We start from the raw sequence: 15,725 nt of genomic DNA on the forward strand, positions 1-15,725 counted from the left end.
CGAGCGACGCCCCGTCAGGTGATCGCGCCAAGCTGCCAGGGAACGAACTCGTTCTGGCCGTAACCGTGCAGTTCGCTCTTTGACCGCTGTCCCGAAGCCGTCGCCAGCATCAGGCGGAAGATCTCTTCCCCAAGCTCGTCGATCGTCTGCGAGCCATCGATCACGGTGCCGCAGTTGATGTCGATATCCTCCTGCTGGCGCTGCCACAAGGCAGTATTGGTGCCGAGCTTCAGGGACGGGGACGGTGCACAGCCATAGGCGGAGCCGCGCCCGGTGGTAAAGCAGATCAGGTTGGCGCCGCCGGCCACCTGCCCGGTCGCCGAGACCGGATCGTAGCCAGGGGTGTCCATGAAGACCAGGCCAGCCGCCTCCACCGGCTCTGCGTAGCGGTATACGTCGACCAGGTTGGTGGTGCCGCCCTTTGCCACGGCACCGAGCGATTTCTCCAGGATGGTGGTGAGCCCGCCCGCCTTGTTGCCGGCGGACGGGTTGTTGTCCAGGCTGGCGTTCATGCGCGTGCAGTAGGCTTCCCACCAGCGGATCCGGTCGAGCAGCTTGTGCCCGACTTCCGGCGAGACGGCACGGCGCGTCAGCAAATGCTCGGCGCCATAGATCTCCGGCGTCTCCGACAGGATGGCGGTACCCCCGTGCGCCACCAGCCGGTCGACGGCTGCGCCAAGCGCGGGATTGGCGCTGATGCCGGAATAGCCGTCGGAGCCGCCGCATTGCAGTCCGACCACCAGGTGGCTGGCATCGACGGGCTCGCGTCGCACCCGGTTGGCGTCGGTCAGCATCGCCTTGATCTGCTCGATGCCTGCCGCCACCGTACGGGCCGTGCCGCCGGTGGCCTGGATGGTCATGGTTTTCAGCGCGGCGCCGCGCGCCAGTCCCTCGCTGTCGAGCAGGCCGTCGATCTGGTTGGTTTCGCAGCCCAGCCCGACGATCAGCACGGCTGCAAAGTTGGGGTGGCGCGCATAGCCCGACAACGTGAGCCGCAGCAGCGCCAGGCCTTCGCCTTCGCCATCCACCGCGCAGCCTTGCCCGTGCGTCAGGGCCACTACGCCATCCACGTTCGGGTAGTCTGCCAGCGCATGCGGATTGAGCTCGCGCCGGAAATGCTCGGCGATGGCGCGTGCCGCGGTGGCCGAGCAATTGACGGAGGTAAGGATGCCGATGTAGTTGCGCGAGCCGACCCGCCCATCGGCGCGAACGATGCCCATGAATTGCGCGCGCTGCGCCGCGACCGGGGCAGGGCGCTTACCGGTGCCAAACGCGTAGTCGCGCTCGAACTCGCCGATGGCCAGGTTGTGGGTGTGGACGTGCTCGCCAGGCGCGACCGGGCGAGTGGTGAAGCCGATGACCTGTCCGTAGCGGCGCACTGGCGCGCCAGCCTCGAGTGCGCGCACTGCCAGCTTGTGCCCTGCGGGCACCAGGCCGCGTACCACCAGGCCTGCGCCGAGGCGCGCGCCTGCCACCAGTTGCGCACGCGCGATGACGACATCGTCATCCGGATGCAGCCGTATGACGGGTTCGGCGGCGGTTGCTGCTTCCTGTTCCAGGACGACGCTCATGCTGCGGCCTCCAGATCGTGCGCGCCTTGCAGCGCGGCGCGTGTCGGCACGCCGTCGACCAGGCGCGGCAGCTGCCACGGGTTACGGTCGCGCAAGGCCGGTGGGAGCACGGAATCGGGATAGTTCTGGTAGCACACCGGGCGCAGGAAGCGCTCGATGGCAGCGCTGCCGACGGAGGTGCCGCGCGCATCGGTGGTAGCCGGGTAGGGGCCACCGTGGACGATGGCGTCGCTGACCTCCACGCCGGTCGGATAACCGTTGAAGAGCAAACGGCCGACCTTGCTTTCCAATAGCTCGATCAGCGCGGCGTGGTGATGGAGGTCACCGTCGTCGGCCATCAGCGTGGCCGTAAGCTGGCCGCGCATCCGTTCGGCAAAGGCCAGGAAGTCATTTTCGGAATCCAGCGCGACGATCACCGTCGACGGGCCGAATACCTCCTCCTCCAGCGGACGATTTTCCGCAAACAGCACGCTGCGATCTGCCTTCAGCAGATGTCCGCCAATGCGGCCGTCAGCTTGCTTTGACACCAGGACTTCCACGCCGGGGACTTCGCGCAAGCCGGCCAGCCCGCGCTGGAAATTCTCCCGGATGTCGGCGCCCAGCATGGGCTGCGGTTCGGCCAGCGCCAGTGCCGTGCCAAGTTCGGCGACGAACGCATCGAATGCCGGTGAGCGGATGCCAAGCACCACCCCCGGGTTGGTGCAGAGCTGGCCGCAGCCGAAGGTGACCGAGGCCGCCAGTTCGCGCGCAATCTGCGCGCCGCGCGCGGACAGTGCCGAGGGCATCAGGATCACCGGGTTCACGCTCGACATCTCCGCAAACACCGGAATCGGATCCGGCCTCGAGTGCGCCAGATCGAACAAAGCCCGGCCCGCAGCCAGTGATCCGGTAAAGCCTACTGCCTTGATGTGCGGCGTCCGTACCAGTGCCGCCCCGGCGGCTGCGGTGCCGAACACCATGTTGAAGACGCCCGCCTGCGCACCGCAGCGCGCGATCGCGCGTTCGATCGCATTGGCAACGTATTCAGACGTGACCATGTGGCCCGGATGCGCCTTCACCACCACCGGGCAGCCTGCTGCCAGCGCCGAAGCCGTGTCGCCGCCGGCCACCGAGAATGCGAGCGGGAAATTGCCTGCGCCGAAGACCGCCACCGGACCCACGCCGACGCGGTACTGCCGCAGGTCGGGTCGCGGCAGCGGCTGGCGCGCAGGCTGCGCGCGGTCGATGCGGACATCGAGGAAGTCGCCGCGCCGTACCGTGGCCGCGAACATGCGCAGCTGATTGCTGGTGCGCTTGCGCTCGCCTTCCAGCCGCGCCGGCGGCAGGGCGGTCTCGCGGCTGGCCGCCGCGATGAACGCCTGGTCCAGCGCATCGATTTCATCGGCAATGGTCTCCAGCAGCGCGGCGCGTTCGGCCGGGCTGGTGGCGCGCAATGCGGGGAAGGCCTGGTGCGCGGCCAGCGCGGCTGCTGTAACTTCGGCTTCGGTGGCTTCCTGGAAGCTGACCGGGTGCCGCTCGCCGGTCACGGCGTCGATGCTGAACAGCGGGGTGCCGGCAGCACGGCGTTCGCCGCCGATGTAGTGAAGTCCGAGGATGGTCATGTCAGGGTGTTTTGGTGCAGGGAATACGGGACACAGTCAGGCCGCCTCGGAGGAGCCAAGCCGCAATGTCGCGGTGCGGCGGGCCCGTGCGCCGATGCTCATCAGCAGCAGCACACCGACCACGCCCGCGATGGCCAGGGCCAGCATGCCCGCTTGCTGGCTATGGAATGCGGATTCAACCGCGGTCTTCAGCGTCGGCGCGATAAAGCCACCGAGATTGCCCAGCGCACCGATCAGGGCGATGCCGCTGGCCGCGGCGGTGCCACTCAGGTACGCGGTGGGCAGCGTCCAGAACAGCGGCTGGACCACGACAAAGCCGACGGTAGCCAGGCAGAACGCCATCAGCACGGGCACCAGTTCGTGCCCCAGCGTCGACAGTGCGATGCCGGTGGCCGCCATGGCGAGCATGGCCATGGCGAATTCCCGTTGCTTGCCCCTGGCATCCGCGATGCCGGTGATCAGGCGCAGGGAAACCAGCGCGCACAGCCACGGAATCGCGGTGAGCAGGCCGACCTTGGCACCGATCGCTGTGCCGGTCAGCTCGGAAATACGCGTCGGCAGGTAGAAGATGACGCCGTAGACGCTGACCTGGATGGCGAAGTAGATGGCGACGAAACGCAGCACTTGCCAGTTGCCCAGCGCGCTCAGTGCGGTTGCCGGGCCATGCGCGGTCTTCTGGTTGTCTTCCGCGGCGATAGCGGCTTCGAGCGCAGTCTTCTCGTCGGCGTTCAGCCACTTGGCATCGCGCGGCTTGCTGACCAGGTAGAAGAAGGCGATCACGCCCACCACGGACGCCGCCAGGCCTTCGATGATGAACATCCATTGCCAGTTGCGCAGGCCCAGCTGGCCACCCATCACATCGAGCAGCAGCCCCGAGACCGGCCCGCCCAGCACCAGTGCCACCGGCAAGCCGAAGTAGTAGACGCCGAGCGCCTTGCCGCGCTGGCTGGCAGGGAACCAGTAGGTCGAGTACAGGATCACGCCCGGCGAGAAGCCCGCCTCGGCGACGCCAAGGATAAAGCGCAGCACGTAGAACGAGGTCTCGTCATGCGCGAACATCATGGCGGCCGACGCCAGCCCCCAGGTGACCATGATGCGGCTGAGCCAGACCCTGGCGCCGACCCGGTGCAGGATCAGGTTGCTGGGGATTTCGAAGACGGCATAGCCGATGAAGAAGATGCCGGCGCCAAGCGCATAGGCCGCGTTGCCGATATTGGAATCGACCATCAGGGCTTGCTTGACGAAGCCGACGTTGGAGCGGTCGAGCATCGACAGCGCGAACATCAGTGCAAGGAAAGGTGCGAGGCGCAGGCGGGCCTTGCTTACCGCGCTTGCGAGCGGATCTCGGTTGGCAGCTTGAGTCTGCATGGGTTGTCTCCGGTACAAAGCCGCGTGGCGCGGGCCTCATGTCATGGATTGCGGCATCCCCGTCTTTTGCTTGCGCGAGGGTAGCTGCGGTGTTCAGGGCGGGGTCCGTGGCGCCCGTTCAGAAATCGCCGTTCAGAAAGTGGTGTGGCCACGTGCGGCCAGGTTGGCCATCAGGGCGCGTACGCCGAACGTCCACGGAGCGATACGGTCGCTGCGGCCCACGCGGTTGACCAGGCTGCCGAGCTGGCGGCTGGAGATGGTGACAAGATCGCCATCCTTGTGGGTGAAGCCGCCGCCCGCGGTGTCGCGGTCTTCCACCGGCGCGAACAGCGTACCGAGGAACAGCATGGCGCCATCGGGATACTGGTGGGTCGCCCCCATTACCTGCTCGGCCAGCTCCAGCGGGTCGCGCGTGATCTGGTCCATCGAGCTGGTGCCGGACAACACGAAGCCATCCAGGCCATCGACGCGCAGATCCACCGTCGCCCGCCGCACGTCGTCGAGCGAGAGGCTCTGGTCGAACAGGCGCAGGAACGGGCCGATCGCGCAGGATCCGTTATTGTCCTTGGCCTTGCCCAGCAGCAGCGCACTGCGGCCCTCGAAGTCGCGCAGGTTGACGTCATTGCCCAGCGTGGCGCCGAGCACATCACCGCGGCTGTTGATGGCCAGCACGATCTCGGGTTCCGGATTGTTCCATGCCGAGCCGGGATGCAGGCCGATTTCCGTACCGGTGCCAAGCGCCGAAAGCAGCGGTGCCTTGGTGAAGATCTCGGCGTCCGGGCCGATGCCCACCTCAAGGTATTGCGACCACATGCCATGCTCGATCAGCAAGGCCTTGAGTTCGCCCGCCTCGCGGGAACCCGGCCGGATCCGGGACAGGCGCTCGCCCACCAACGCCTGGATCCGGTTGCGGACCTCGGCGGCGCCTTGCGGGTCGCCCTTGGTCTGCTCTTCGATGACACGCTCGACCAGGCTGCCGGCAAAGGTCACGCCTGCCGCCTTGATCACCTGCAGGTCGCATGGCGCCAGCAGGCGGGCCACGCTGTCGCTGCCGCGCGGATCGGCCGTGTTGGCCAGCAGGTCGTCGAGCTTGCCGATCCAGCGGCCGGGCGTATTGTGCACGACCGTCACCGGATCGCCCTGTTCGAGCAGGGTGCTCATGGTCGGAGCGACATCCGATATGTCGAATACCCCAGCCGGCCGCAGGACCACGACAGCCGGGCCGGCCGGAGCGCCGTCACTGGCCGGGATCCATGCGCGGCCGACCAGCGTCCCCGCCAGCCCGTCGGCAGGAAGCGTTTGCGTTGCGCTGAGCGTGAGCGGCAATGCCATCGATTGTCTCCACCTGATGTTGTTGTCATGAGCGCCGCGACCACCGCGGCGTCGGGTGGAACTCTACGTGGCAGTCCCATAAACATCCAATCGATTATTGGGTAGAATCGATTCCGTTTAGTTATTGATTCAGCCGGGTTTACCCCCTTCATGGCCAGACAGACTGCTTCCGCCCCTTCCGCCGTGCTCGCCAAGCTGCGCTTCCGGCACCTGCAGCTGTTGGATGTGCTGGGACGCAGCCGCAACCTGCGCATCGCGGCCGAGCAATTGCATATCACCCAGCCGGCTGCCACGAAGATACTGAGCGATATTGAAGACACCCTGCAGGCCAGGCTGTTCGATCGCTTGCCAAGGGATATGCGCCCGACCGAATTGGGCGAGTTCGCGCTGCGCTACGCGTCGACGGCGCTGGCCGAGCTCGGCAAGTTTGTGAGCGAGCTGGAAGCGCTACGGGCCGGCGGGCACGGCCACCTCACCGTTGGCGCGATTTCGGCGTCGGCCGCGCAGGTGGTGACCACGGCGATCCGCGAGATCCTGCAGCAGCGCCCGCGGCTGGTCGTCAAGCTGATCGAGCAGAGCAGTGACCAGCTCGCCGTCTGGCTGGAGGACCGGAAGCTGGATATCATGGTCGGGCGTCTGACCGAGCCACGGCACCAGGCGATCTTCGATTTCGAGGCACTGTCGCCAGAGCCGGTATGGGTCGTCTGCCGGCCGGGACATCCCCTGCTGGACAGGCCCACGCTGGAAATTGCCGACATCGGCGCATGGCCGTGGATCCTTTACCCGCAGCTCACCGCCATCCGGCAACTGTTCGATGAAACCATTGCGGCGGCAGGCATCCAGGGCCTGGTCGGCATGGTGGAAACACCGTCAATCTTTTCCACCCTGGAACTGCTGCAGGCGACGGATATGCTTTCGCTGCAGCCGCGCGCCGTGGTCGAGCGCTTCGTCGCGGAAGGCATGCTGGCGCACGTGCCGGTGCCGATCCGGCGCGCCATGTCGAGCTACGGCATTGTCACCCGCAAGAATGAGCTGCCGTCGGAGGCCATGCTGCAGTTCATGGCGGCACTACGGGCGGCGGCCCGGTGAGACGGCACGGGGATCGGAGATAGCAGGCGGGTCGGATGCGCTGGCCCGGTGTAGACGTGAATATTGCTCCCTGGTATTCGAAATGTCCGTGGCCCTCGAAAGCGGCAACGGACCGTCATCAGCCAGGGCCCATGCACGCACCAAGTTCGCTCAGCAGGTGAGCGAGGCTGGCCTGGCTGCCGGTCTCGGTCTTGTTGAAGATCGCCTTGAGCTGGCTGCGGGCAGTCTCGTGGCGGATGCCGAGCCGCGCGCAGGCTTCGGGCAGCCCGATGCCCGCGGTGAGCACGGTCGCCAGTCGAACCTCGGATGCGGTGAGGCCATACAGTTCGCGTAGCACGCCCGCCAGCAGGGGCTGGGGCGGAGCAGCGCCGACCTCGCGGACTGCAACCAGGGCGGCGGGGCGCTGCCATCGGCTGGCCAGGCGATGGGCCGGCGGCAGCGGCAGCACGATGACGCTTGCGCTGTGCCCGCTATCGTCACGGGCATGCGCGGCCTGGGCCGGCATGGCCGCTTCAGGGCTGCAGGCCGCAGCCAGCATCTCCCGGAACGGCCGGCTCAGGCACCAGTCGTCATGGCACGCCCGGGCTCCGGGCTCACCCTGCTTGCCCGGCAACAGCCGCCTCACCCAGTGTTCGCCACGGGCATTGCTGAGCAGCACCTTGCCGTCGGGCGCGACGACGATCAGGCCAAAGGGGAGTCGTTCCAGCACTTGCGCAGACAGTTCACCGAGCATGGTGACGTCCAGCGTGCGCTCGCGCAGGCTCAGTGCCTGACGCAGGTGCGGGATGGCCCAGCCTAGCCGGCGCGCGTCGTCAGCGTGGAACGGTTGTTGTCCGAGCGGCTTTTGCAGCGACAAATAGATTTCGCGGTGCGGCTTGCGCTCGACCAGGCAGCCCATGACGGAACTCAGATTGAACCCGTGCATGAACTCGCTATAAAAGGGCAGCCGGCTCATATTTGCCAGGCCCAGGTCGCGCGAATCGATATACCAGTCACCCACCGCCATCTGGCGCGTGTATGTCCGCGACGGGTCCTCGGCCTGGTAGTGGTCGTTGTAGGCGTCGACCAGTTCCTGGTTCAGGGCATGGATCTCGCTGACCCGCAACCGCTGGCTGAGCGCGTCGAACTCCACCAGCGCGGCGTGCATGCTTTCACTGGCATCGCGCAGCAGGGCCAGGCTGGACTGCCAGGCGGCTTCGTCAAGGATGCCCTCGTACAGACCTCGTATGGTCTGATGCATCACTTCTTCTTCCATCGCGCTCCCCCCTGGGCGCCTGCGCCGCGCACCTGCCGGGGGGGTTACCCCGCGCGGCCTGATTGCCCGCCTTGCTCTGTATGACTTGTCCCCCATTCGGGGGGATGCAAGGACAATACGAGATCCGCCACGCCCGTACTTGCGGTTTCTTGCGAATAATTCTGGGGAGCAGGCTTGTGCGTCGGCTGTCAGGTCAGGCTTGCCTGGCCTGCACATGCGCATTGCGGCGGAAATCGCTTGGCGATGCCCCGCTGAACTTGCGGAAGGCAGCGAAGAATTGTGTGTAGGAATCGAACCCGCTTGCGGCCGCCACATCGGACAGGGACATATCGGGGTGGCGCCGTATCAGTTTGCGCGCATACTCGACGCGGCAACTCAGCACGTATTGCCAAAGGCTGACCTGGCGCGTCTTGCGGAACATCCGGCACAGGTGGAAGGGGCTGATATGAACCGCTGCGGCGATCGCGTCGATGGTGAGCGGCTGAGACAGGTGGGCGAGGATGAAATCGTCCAGCCGCGCCAGCGTGTGCCTGGACAAAAGGCCCCGTTGCCCTGCCAGAGCGCTTGCGTCCTGCCTCCCGCCGCCATAGAGGAGGCCCACGCGCAGGCTGATGGCCAGCAGCAAGGATTGGTCGAGCAGGCTGCCGCCCACGCTGCCGCCCCGGACATGGGCGTCCAGCGCCAGCACCAGTTGCACCAGGCCATTGTCGGCGCCGCCGGCGAAGTCCGAGCGCAGCTCGGGCGCGCTGCGTTCGTGCGTCTGTTCATGCGCCAGGACAACGGCATCGGGCCGCACGGAAAAATAGATGGCATCCAGCGGGGCTGACCAGGCGCTGGAAAGCGCATCGCCTGCGGCGCGAAAATAGACCTGGTTTGGCGCCATCGCCCCGTCCAGGCGCCGCCCGTTGACGTGCCAGCGGATCGCGACGGGATGCCGGCCGATCGGGACGGCCAGGCAGTGCACGGGCATGACCGTGGTGTCCAGGGCGCCGGCGGGCAGCAGGTGGCGCTCCAGTACAAAGCCGTCCCAGTGAGAAGTCGCGCTGCCATAGCGCGGCGTGGTAGGGATCGCTGGCATGGTGCCGCCGGCCGTTGTTGCCAGCAACTGGGTGCGTGGAGGAGTCTGGCCCATGGTTGGCGCGGGTCAACCCGCTCCCAACATCGCGGGCAAGGCGAGATATACGGTATTTTTCATCTTTTTGTACCGTCACCTTTCGCTACTGCCTTGGCGGCAGGTCGTGCGCTATGTGTGGAGCGAGTATATACAGCTTGTGGTCGTTTTAGCGGTTTGGTGGCGTTCCAGCAAACTGCCGCTTCCGACCCTGAGCAGCCTCTCGACTACTGCAGGGGGCGGCTTCGGCAGTCGAGGGGGCCGGGCCATGCAGCAAATTGCCAACAGTCTGGGCGGCCCGGTTTCGAGTTCAACCCTTCTTTTGCCGGATCAACTGCATCAGCTCCTCGCGGTCTGCTTCCAGAATGGACCGGACCGACGTTGAGGGCCGGCGCCTGGCTCGATCCATGAAGGCTTCCGGCAGGAAGTAGTCCGACAGCGCGTCCATGCGTTTCGGCCCGAGGCGGTTGCCCAACCACTCGGCCACATCGCTATCGAAGAACGGGAAGTTCTTCTTCGAAGGCCGATGCACGGCGATCGCCCTCAACTTCGTGGTGTTGATGATGTCTGATACGTCGCCGTCGAAGCTGAGCACCTCCGCCACATAAAAGTCCACGTGAGGAGCCTGGTCAGGAGTGACGGAGGTCAAGGCATCCAGGGCGCGAGGAATGTACATGTCCCAAGCGCAGTTTCTGATCAGCGCGAGGGGATCGGCATGGTTCTGGATGGAATTGAGCTTCCTGGAGATCCTTGATCGGTTGCTGCGCAGCAGGATGTCACCGCAGACGATCAGCTCCCGTAGCATGATTGTGGACAGTTCTTCGTGCATGTACTCGACCAACTGCGCCAGCTTGTGCTCCTTGGCCTTGTTGGAACTCAGCTCGATGATCTGGCTCCGAACCAGGATCGCCTCCATCAGATCGAGCTGGTCCTCCAGGCCGGCGAAAAGCCCAGCCTTCAGGTTCCGTTCGAATTCCGCCATCAGGCCGGTGGCAAAATTCTCTGCACTCTCACGGAACTCCGCGCGGAAGCGCCGACCCCATTCCGCAGTCAGCTTGCTGCCGGAGGACGACAGCGCATGGATCGCGGCTACTGACTCTTTGCATCTGGCGACCGTCTCATCGTTCCAGGACCGGAGCGCCTCCCACAGATACAGATAGGGGTTGAGCTGTTGCAGCCTTGGTCCGATCTGGTTGATCAGATCAGCCCGGTTCAACGCTTCCGGAGACGGGTTGTCCTGGTAGGCGATCTTGCGAATATAGGTGGCCGCATTGGAGTCTACGAACATGGCCGAGCCGCCGTGAAAGCCCATTGGCCCGGATTGCGAGACAAATGGCGCGTCCATCAGCCATAGCGATTTCCCGCGGAATACAGACGTCGCAACGCCGGCGGGGCCTAGTGTCCGATCCAGCAGCTTGATGGATCCGGCGTTGCTCTCCTCCGCAAAGATGATCTGCCATTCCTCCAAGGCGGCCGCGTTCTTCTCGAACCGGCGGTGGGCTTCCAGCGCATTGGGAGCCGAACAGATTTCCTGCACCAGTTGCTGGTCGGAGAGTTGTCGGGACGGTGTTGGTTCGGGAGATGCGGACATTGGGGAGGTCGGGAAGAGGTGACTGGCGGTCATCAGAACCGTTCCTTGCACAGAGTCTTCAGCGTGCGCACAAAAGTCGCCATGGTAGGTGAGTCACCCGCACCCTGGCGCCGGTAAAGCGCCACCGGCGGCAGCGGCCACTCCAGGTCGCAGGGCACGCTGGCCACGTGCGCGCGGGTGGACAGATCGTGCGCCACGTCGGCAGGCACGATGGCCACCATCGACGGGTTGCGCTCGATCATGCGGCCGACGATCTTGAGCGAATGGGTTTCGATGGCCGGCACCGGTGGCTCTTCGCCCACGTGCAGGAAGAGGTCCAGCACCGAGGCACCCAGCGCCGTTCCCGCGGGCGGCAGGACCCAGTCCATGGTGGCGAGCTCGTGCCAGTCCAGCGCGCGCTTGCCCAGATGCCTGGCAGTCTTGAGGTGGCACACCAGCGCAGGGCGCTGGCGGAACAGGATGTCGCAGCGCAGGTCACGCACCTGTGCCGCGCCGCGCGCGCGTGCCACCACGCCTTCGAGCCTGTGCTCGCGAAGCAGCGCCAGCAGGCGGTCGCTACTGGCTTCCTCCACCGAGAACACGAACGGCCCGACCTGCTCGCGCGTGTGCGAGAGCGTGTCGCACAGCAACTGGCCGGACAGGTAGTGGATCACGCCGATGCTGAGCCGCTCGGTGAAGCCCAGGCGGGCTGCGGCCATGTCGTTGGCCCAGTCCTGCAGGTCGACCAGCAGGCGCGATGCGCGCGAGATCGCGATGCACCCCACCGGCGTGGGCGTGACGCCACCGCGTTGCCGCGTGAACAGAGCAGTGCCCATCATGGATTCGACCTCGGCCAGCATCTGCGTCAAGTAGGGCTGGGTCACCCCCCATTCCTGCGCCACGCGGGAAAGCGAGCCGTACTCGCTCAGCGCGACCAGCAGGTTGAGCTGGCGCGCCTTCAGGCGTGAGCGCATGCGGCCCAGCGTTTCAAGGGCCAGGGCGGTGAGTCGGTCGGGCATAAGTATTTACTTATCCTGGTATCAAGATATCTGCCAATACGTTTATGCCAGATCACTACAGTAGTGTCTAGACATCCGTCACTCACACACCACAGGAGCCCCCTAGATGCCTGTCATCGATGTCCACACCCACATCTTCACAAAGCCCTGGCTGGAGCTGCTCAAGCGCAAGGGCGGCCTCTACAACATCCAGCAGCGCCCCGACGGCCAGCACGAGGTATTCCGTGGCGACACGCCCGTGGTCATCCCACAGAAAGGACACTTCGACTACGATCTGCGCATCCAGCACATGGACGCGGCCGGCATCGATATCTCAGTCATGTCGCTGACTTGCCCCAATGTGTTCTGGGGCGACGAGGAAACCAGCTGCGAAGCGGCGCGCGAATCCAACGATTCGCTGGCGCAGGCGCAGGCCGATCACCCGAGCCGGCTGCGTTGGTTCACGTCGCTGCCGTGGGAATACCCGCAGCGCGCGCTCGACGAGCTCAAGCGCACCTGCGACAACGGTGCGAGCGGCGTCATGGTGCTGGCCAACATCGCCGGCCGCAGCCTGACCGACCCGGCCTTCGCACCCATCTGGGCCGAAATCGACCGCCGCGCGCTGCCGGTGCTGGTGCACCCCACCGACCCGCCGGGCGCCGACCTGATGGACATGACCAAGTTCGACCTGAGCTGGTCGGTGGGCTTCATGTTCGACACCACGCTCGCCATCACGCGCATGATCTTCGAGGGCTTCTTCGACCAATACCCCAACCTCAAGATCATCGCCTCGCATGCGGGCGGTGCGTTGCCCTACCTGGCCGGCCGTTTCGGGAAGGGCCACGAGGTCGAGATCCCCCAGCGGCGCAAGATGCAGCGCACGCCCATCGACTACCTGCGCCACATCCACTACGACTGCATCTCGTACAGTCCGGCTTCGCTGGAGTTCCTGATCTCGGTCGTCGGCGCCGACCGGGTGATGTTCGGCACCGACTGGCCGCACCAGGTTCACGACACGCGCGGGTCCTTCGCCAATACCGAGCGGCTGCCCGCCGCGCAGCGCGACGCCGTGCGTTCGGGCAATGCCATGCGAGTATTCGGTTTCTGATCGACTTCGGCTGACCAAGGAGACTCTCAGCATGTTGAAGCGACGCGTTTTCAATCGGGTGGCTGCAACCATGGCGCTGGCCGCCGCGCTGCCCATGGGCGCCCTTGCCCAGGACAAGCCCCCCCTCAAGCTGCTGGTCGGCTTCGCGCCCGGCGGCTCGGTCGATGTCGTGGCGCGGCTGCTGGCCGAGCGCCTGCGCCTGCCGCTCGGCCAGCAGGTGATCGTCGAGAACAAGCCCGGAGCCGGCGGTCGCCTGGTGCTTGGGGAAGCAAAGCGCGCGCCGGCCGACGGCAACACGCTGGTCATTTCACCCAGCGGCGCGTTGGTGATCTCGCCATGGCTATACCACCTCAACTACGACCCGGTGAAGGACTTCACGCCCATCGCGCGCGTGGTGACCTTCGACTTCGCGGTGACGGCGGGTCCGGCGGCGCCGGCCGGCGACATCCGCGCGGTGCTGAACTGGCTCAAGGCCAACCCGGCCCGCGCCAACTACGGCACTTCGGGCGCAGGCACCGTGCCGCACTTTGCGGGCGTGCTGCTGTCGCAGGCCTCAGGCGTGCCGCTCACGCACGTTGCCTACAAGGGCGGCGCGCCGGCAGTGTCCGATCTGCTGGGCGGACAGATTCCCATCATGGTGGACACGATATCGGAGACCATCGAGCATCACCGCGCGGGCCGCCTGCGCATCCTCGCGGTCACGGGTAACGCGCGATCGCCGGCGCTGCCCGACGTGGCCACGCTCAAGGAGTCCGGAATCGACGCCACAGCTGAGGCCTTCGTCGGCCTGTTCGCCCCGGCAGGCCTGCCGGCCGACAAGGTCAAGCGCCTGTCCGACGCGATCGCCGAAGTGCTCAAGGCGCCCGATCTCCAGGCGCGCATCCGCGAGATCGGCCTGAATGCGAACTACGCCGGCCCGCAGCAACTTGGCGAGACCCAGGTCGCCGACCTCAGGCGCTGGGAGCGGCCCATCAAGGCATCGGGCTACAAGGCCGAATGATGTTGCCGCCGTGCAGCATGCAGGGGCTGGCCGCGCTCGTGGGCCGGCCGGTCCCGCACAGGCGGGTCAATCGTTTCCTTCAGTCCGAGTCGAGCCGGCGACTGGAACGTAAAGCGCAACAGGGCTGACCGCCAGGTGATTGGCATATCCACCGTTATCAGTGCGATGCATGATGGCCTGTCGGCCGACGCATGACCTGAATTTCCGGCCCAGTACGGCATTCGCAGGAACTTGCTACATTGCTGACTGCTGGCGAAAACAGCCCCCTGCTGCTGCCGCGCTCACCGCAAACCGACAGACCAAGGAGACATCGAATGCACACCGCACTTCAACTTCGTTCGCAAATCAAGAGCAGCGGTGAACTCGAGCTGTCGCTAGACAGCATCGACACGCCGCACCCTGGTCCGGATGAAGTGCTCATCCGCATTGAAGCCTCCCCCCTCAACCCGTCCGATCTCGGCCTGCTGTTCGGTGCGGCCGACATGAGCACGGCCAAGGCCAGCGGCACGGCAGAGCGCCCCATCGTCACCGCGCGCGTTCCGGAAGGCGCGATGCGCAGCATGGCGGGCCGCCTGGATGCGTCCATGCCGGTTGGCAATGAGGGCGCGGGCGTGGTCGTCGATGCAGGCTCGTCCCCTGCGGCGCAAGCCTTGATGGGCAAGACCGTGGCTGCCATCGGCGGCGCGATGTACTCGCAGTACCGCTGCATTTCCGCGGACCAGTGCCTGGTCCTGCCCGAAGGCGCCACGCCTGCTGACGGCGCGTCGTCATTCGTCAACCCACTCACCGCACTGGGCATGGTCGAGACCATGCGCCTCGAAGGACATAGCGCCCTGGTGCACACCGCCGCGGCCTCCAACCTGGGCCAGATGCTCAATCAGATCTGTCTCAAGGATGGCATCAAGTTGGTGAACATCGTGCGCAAGCAAGAGCAGGCGGACCTGCTCAAGGCACAAGGCGCGGTCCACGTCTGCAACGCCGCGTCGCCCACGTTCATGCAGGACCTCACCGAAGCACTCGTCGCCACTGGCGCAACGATCGCGTTCGACGCCACGGGCGGCGGCAAGCTCGGCGGCCAGATCCTCACCTGCATGGAAGCGGCCTTGAACAAGACGGCCCGCGAATACAGCCGCTATGGCTCGACCACCCACAAGCAGGTCTATCTCTACGGCGGCCTGGACACAAGCCCGACCGAGTTCAACCGCAACTTCGGCATGGCGTGGGGCATGGGCGGCTGGCTGCTGTTCCCGTTTCTGCAGAAGATCGGGCGCGAGCGGGCCAACGCGCTGAAGCAACGCGTGATGGCGGAGCTGAAGACCACCTTTGCCAGCCACTACTCGAAAGAGATCTCGCTGGCCGAGGTGCTGGACCTGGACGTGATCGCCGTCTACAACAAGCGCGCGACGGGGGAGAAGTACCTGATCAACCCGAACAAGGGCCTGGCCGGATAAATCACCGTGGGGCGCCTTGCGCGCCCACCCGTGTCAAGAATCAGCCGCTGCGCCACAGCCGGCGGCGCGGCGCTGCCGGCCGGCAATGGGAGGGCGCTTTCCAGTTCCGCGGCGGTGTGGCAGCTCATCCAGGTGCTGCCCTGGCAGTCATCGCGCACCAGCACGCGCAGGGGCAAGTCCAGCGCAACGCTGGGTGCGGCGAGCATCAATGGCGTTCCCCGCCTGGCGTTGTCATAGATCAGCACCTGCGTCGCCGGCATTGCCAGCCCGG

13 protein-coding genes are annotated in these 15,725 nt (G+C 65.8%); 4 read left to right on the forward strand and 9 right to left on the reverse strand.

What is annotated here, in order from left to right; translation table 11 throughout:
* Positions 1–14 precede the first annotated feature (14 nt).
* From I6H87_RS20335 to I6H87_RS20350, 4 genes are all read right to left on the reverse strand, one after another.
* A complete protein-coding gene (locus I6H87_RS20335) occupies positions 15–1,571 on the reverse strand; it encodes a UxaA family hydrolase (protein WP_010812609.1) in 1,557 nt (518 codons plus the stop codon).
* Positions 1,568–3,172 carry an aldehyde dehydrogenase (NADP(+)) gene (locus I6H87_RS20340; RefSeq protein ID WP_011616490.1) on the reverse strand — a complete coding sequence of 535 codons (1,605 nt, stop codon included), beginning with the start codon at positions 3,170–3,172 and terminating at the stop codon, positions 1,568–1,570. The genes I6H87_RS20335 and I6H87_RS20340 overlap by 4 nt, the downstream gene beginning before the upstream one ends.
* A gap of 36 nt (positions 3,173–3,208) precedes the next feature.
* A complete protein-coding gene (locus I6H87_RS20345) occupies positions 3,209–4,540 on the reverse strand; it encodes an MFS transporter (protein WP_011616491.1) in 1,332 nt (443 codons plus the stop codon).
* 132 nt (positions 4,541–4,672) lie between these two features.
* Positions 4,673–5,872, reverse strand: coding sequence for a fumarylacetoacetate hydrolase family protein (locus I6H87_RS20350; protein ID WP_011616492.1), 1,200 nt, complete (start codon positions 5,870–5,872; stop codon positions 4,673–4,675).
* A gap of 150 nt (positions 5,873–6,022) precedes the next feature.
* Between I6H87_RS20350 and I6H87_RS20355 the strand changes: the two genes are divergently transcribed.
* A complete protein-coding gene (locus tag I6H87_RS20355; protein ID WP_011616493.1) occupies positions 6,023–6,961 on the forward strand; it encodes a LysR substrate-binding domain-containing protein in 939 nt (312 codons plus the stop codon).
* A 118-nt stretch (positions 6,962–7,079) separates the two neighbouring features.
* Here the strand turns inward: I6H87_RS20355 and I6H87_RS20360 are convergent, their stop codons facing one another.
* From I6H87_RS20360 to I6H87_RS20375, 4 genes are all read right to left on the reverse strand, one after another.
* Positions 7,080–8,216: a helix-turn-helix transcriptional regulator gene (locus tag I6H87_RS20360; RefSeq protein ID WP_011616494.1), complete on the reverse strand. Its 1,137-nt coding sequence runs from the start codon at positions 8,214–8,216 to the stop codon at positions 7,080–7,082.
* A 193-nt stretch (positions 8,217–8,409) separates the two neighbouring features.
* Positions 8,410–9,294 (reverse strand): helix-turn-helix transcriptional regulator, encoded by an 885-nt coding sequence (locus tag I6H87_RS20365; protein ID WP_010812603.1) that lies wholly within the window; start codon positions 9,292–9,294, stop codon positions 8,410–8,412.
* Between the two features lie 343 nt (positions 9,295–9,637).
* Entirely contained in the window at positions 9,638–10,951 is a 1,314-nt protein-coding gene (locus I6H87_RS20370) for a hypothetical protein (protein ID WP_011616496.1), read from the reverse strand.
* Positions 10,951–11,916, reverse strand: a complete 966-nt coding sequence (locus tag I6H87_RS20375; protein ID WP_011616497.1) for a LysR family transcriptional regulator — start codon at positions 11,914–11,916, stop codon at positions 10,951–10,953. The genes I6H87_RS20370 and I6H87_RS20375 overlap by 1 nt, the downstream gene beginning before the upstream one ends.
* A 106-nt stretch (positions 11,917–12,022) precedes the next feature.
* On the opposite strand from I6H87_RS20375, the gene I6H87_RS20380 reads away from it, so the two are divergent.
* The 3 genes from I6H87_RS20380 to I6H87_RS20390 all read left to right on the forward strand — a co-directional run bounded on the left by I6H87_RS20380 (position 12,023) and on the right by I6H87_RS20390 (position 15,454).
* Positions 12,023–13,003, forward strand: coding sequence for an amidohydrolase family protein (locus I6H87_RS20380; RefSeq protein WP_011616498.1), 981 nt, complete (start codon positions 12,023–12,025; stop codon positions 13,001–13,003).
* 31 nt (positions 13,004–13,034) lie between these two features.
* On the forward strand, positions 13,035–14,003 hold the full coding sequence (locus tag I6H87_RS20385) for a Bug family tripartite tricarboxylate transporter substrate binding protein (RefSeq protein WP_010812599.1): 969 nt from the start codon (positions 13,035–13,037) through the stop codon (positions 14,001–14,003).
* Between the two features lie 314 nt (positions 14,004–14,317).
* Positions 14,318–15,454, forward strand: a complete 1,137-nt coding sequence (locus I6H87_RS20390) for a zinc-binding dehydrogenase (protein ID WP_011616499.1) — start codon at positions 14,318–14,320, stop codon at positions 15,452–15,454.
* Here I6H87_RS20390 and I6H87_RS20395 read toward each other — a convergent pair.
* The gene (locus I6H87_RS20395) at positions 15,391–15,699 is read right to left on the reverse strand and encodes a DUF302 domain-containing protein (protein ID WP_231881480.1); all 309 of its coding nucleotides are present in this window, start codon (positions 15,697–15,699) and stop codon (positions 15,391–15,393) included. The genes I6H87_RS20390 and I6H87_RS20395 overlap by 64 nt on opposite strands.
* Positions 15,700–15,725: the final 26 nt, after the last annotated feature.

Source organism: Cupriavidus necator (assembly GCF_016127575.1).
In the GTDB taxonomy this organism is placed as follows: Bacteria; Pseudomonadota; Gammaproteobacteria; order Burkholderiales; family Burkholderiaceae; genus Cupriavidus; species Cupriavidus necator_D.

Coding starts and splice junctions, on each gene's coding strand:
- I6H87_RS20370 (WP_011616496.1), bottom strand. CDS start 10,951: ATGACCGCCAGTCACCTCTTCCCGACCTCCCCAATGTCCGCATCTCCC.
- I6H87_RS20355 (WP_011616493.1), top strand. CDS start 6,023: ATGGCCAGACAGACTGCTTCCGCCCCTTCCGCCGTGCTCGCCAAGCTG.
- I6H87_RS20335 (WP_010812609.1), bottom strand. CDS start 1,571: ATGAGCGTCGTCCTGGAACAGGAAGCAGCAACCGCCGCCGAACCCGTC.
- I6H87_RS20350 (WP_011616492.1), bottom strand. CDS start 5,872: ATGGCATTGCCGCTCACGCTCAGCGCAACGCAAACGCTTCCTGCCGAC.
- I6H87_RS20380 (WP_011616498.1), top strand. CDS start 12,023: ATGCCTGTCATCGATGTCCACACCCACATCTTCACAAAGCCCTGGCTG.
- I6H87_RS20360 (WP_011616494.1), bottom strand. CDS start 8,216: ATGGAAGAAGAAGTGATGCATCAGACCATACGAGGTCTGTACGAGGGC.
- I6H87_RS20390 (WP_011616499.1), top strand. CDS start 14,318: ATGCACACCGCACTTCAACTTCGTTCGCAAATCAAGAGCAGCGGTGAA.
- I6H87_RS20340 (WP_011616490.1), bottom strand. CDS start 3,172: ATGACCATCCTCGGACTTCACTACATCGGCGGCGAACGCCGTGCTGCC.
- I6H87_RS20345 (WP_011616491.1), bottom strand. CDS start 4,540: ATGCAGACTCAAGCTGCCAACCGAGATCCGCTCGCAAGCGCGGTAAGC.
- I6H87_RS20385 (WP_010812599.1), top strand. CDS start 13,035: ATGTTGAAGCGACGCGTTTTCAATCGGGTGGCTGCAACCATGGCGCTG.
- I6H87_RS20365 (WP_010812603.1), bottom strand. CDS start 9,294: ATGCCAGCGATCCCTACCACGCCGCGCTATGGCAGCGCGACTTCTCAC.
- I6H87_RS20375 (WP_011616497.1), bottom strand. CDS start 11,916: ATGCCCGACCGACTCACCGCCCTGGCCCTTGAAACGCTGGGCCGCATG.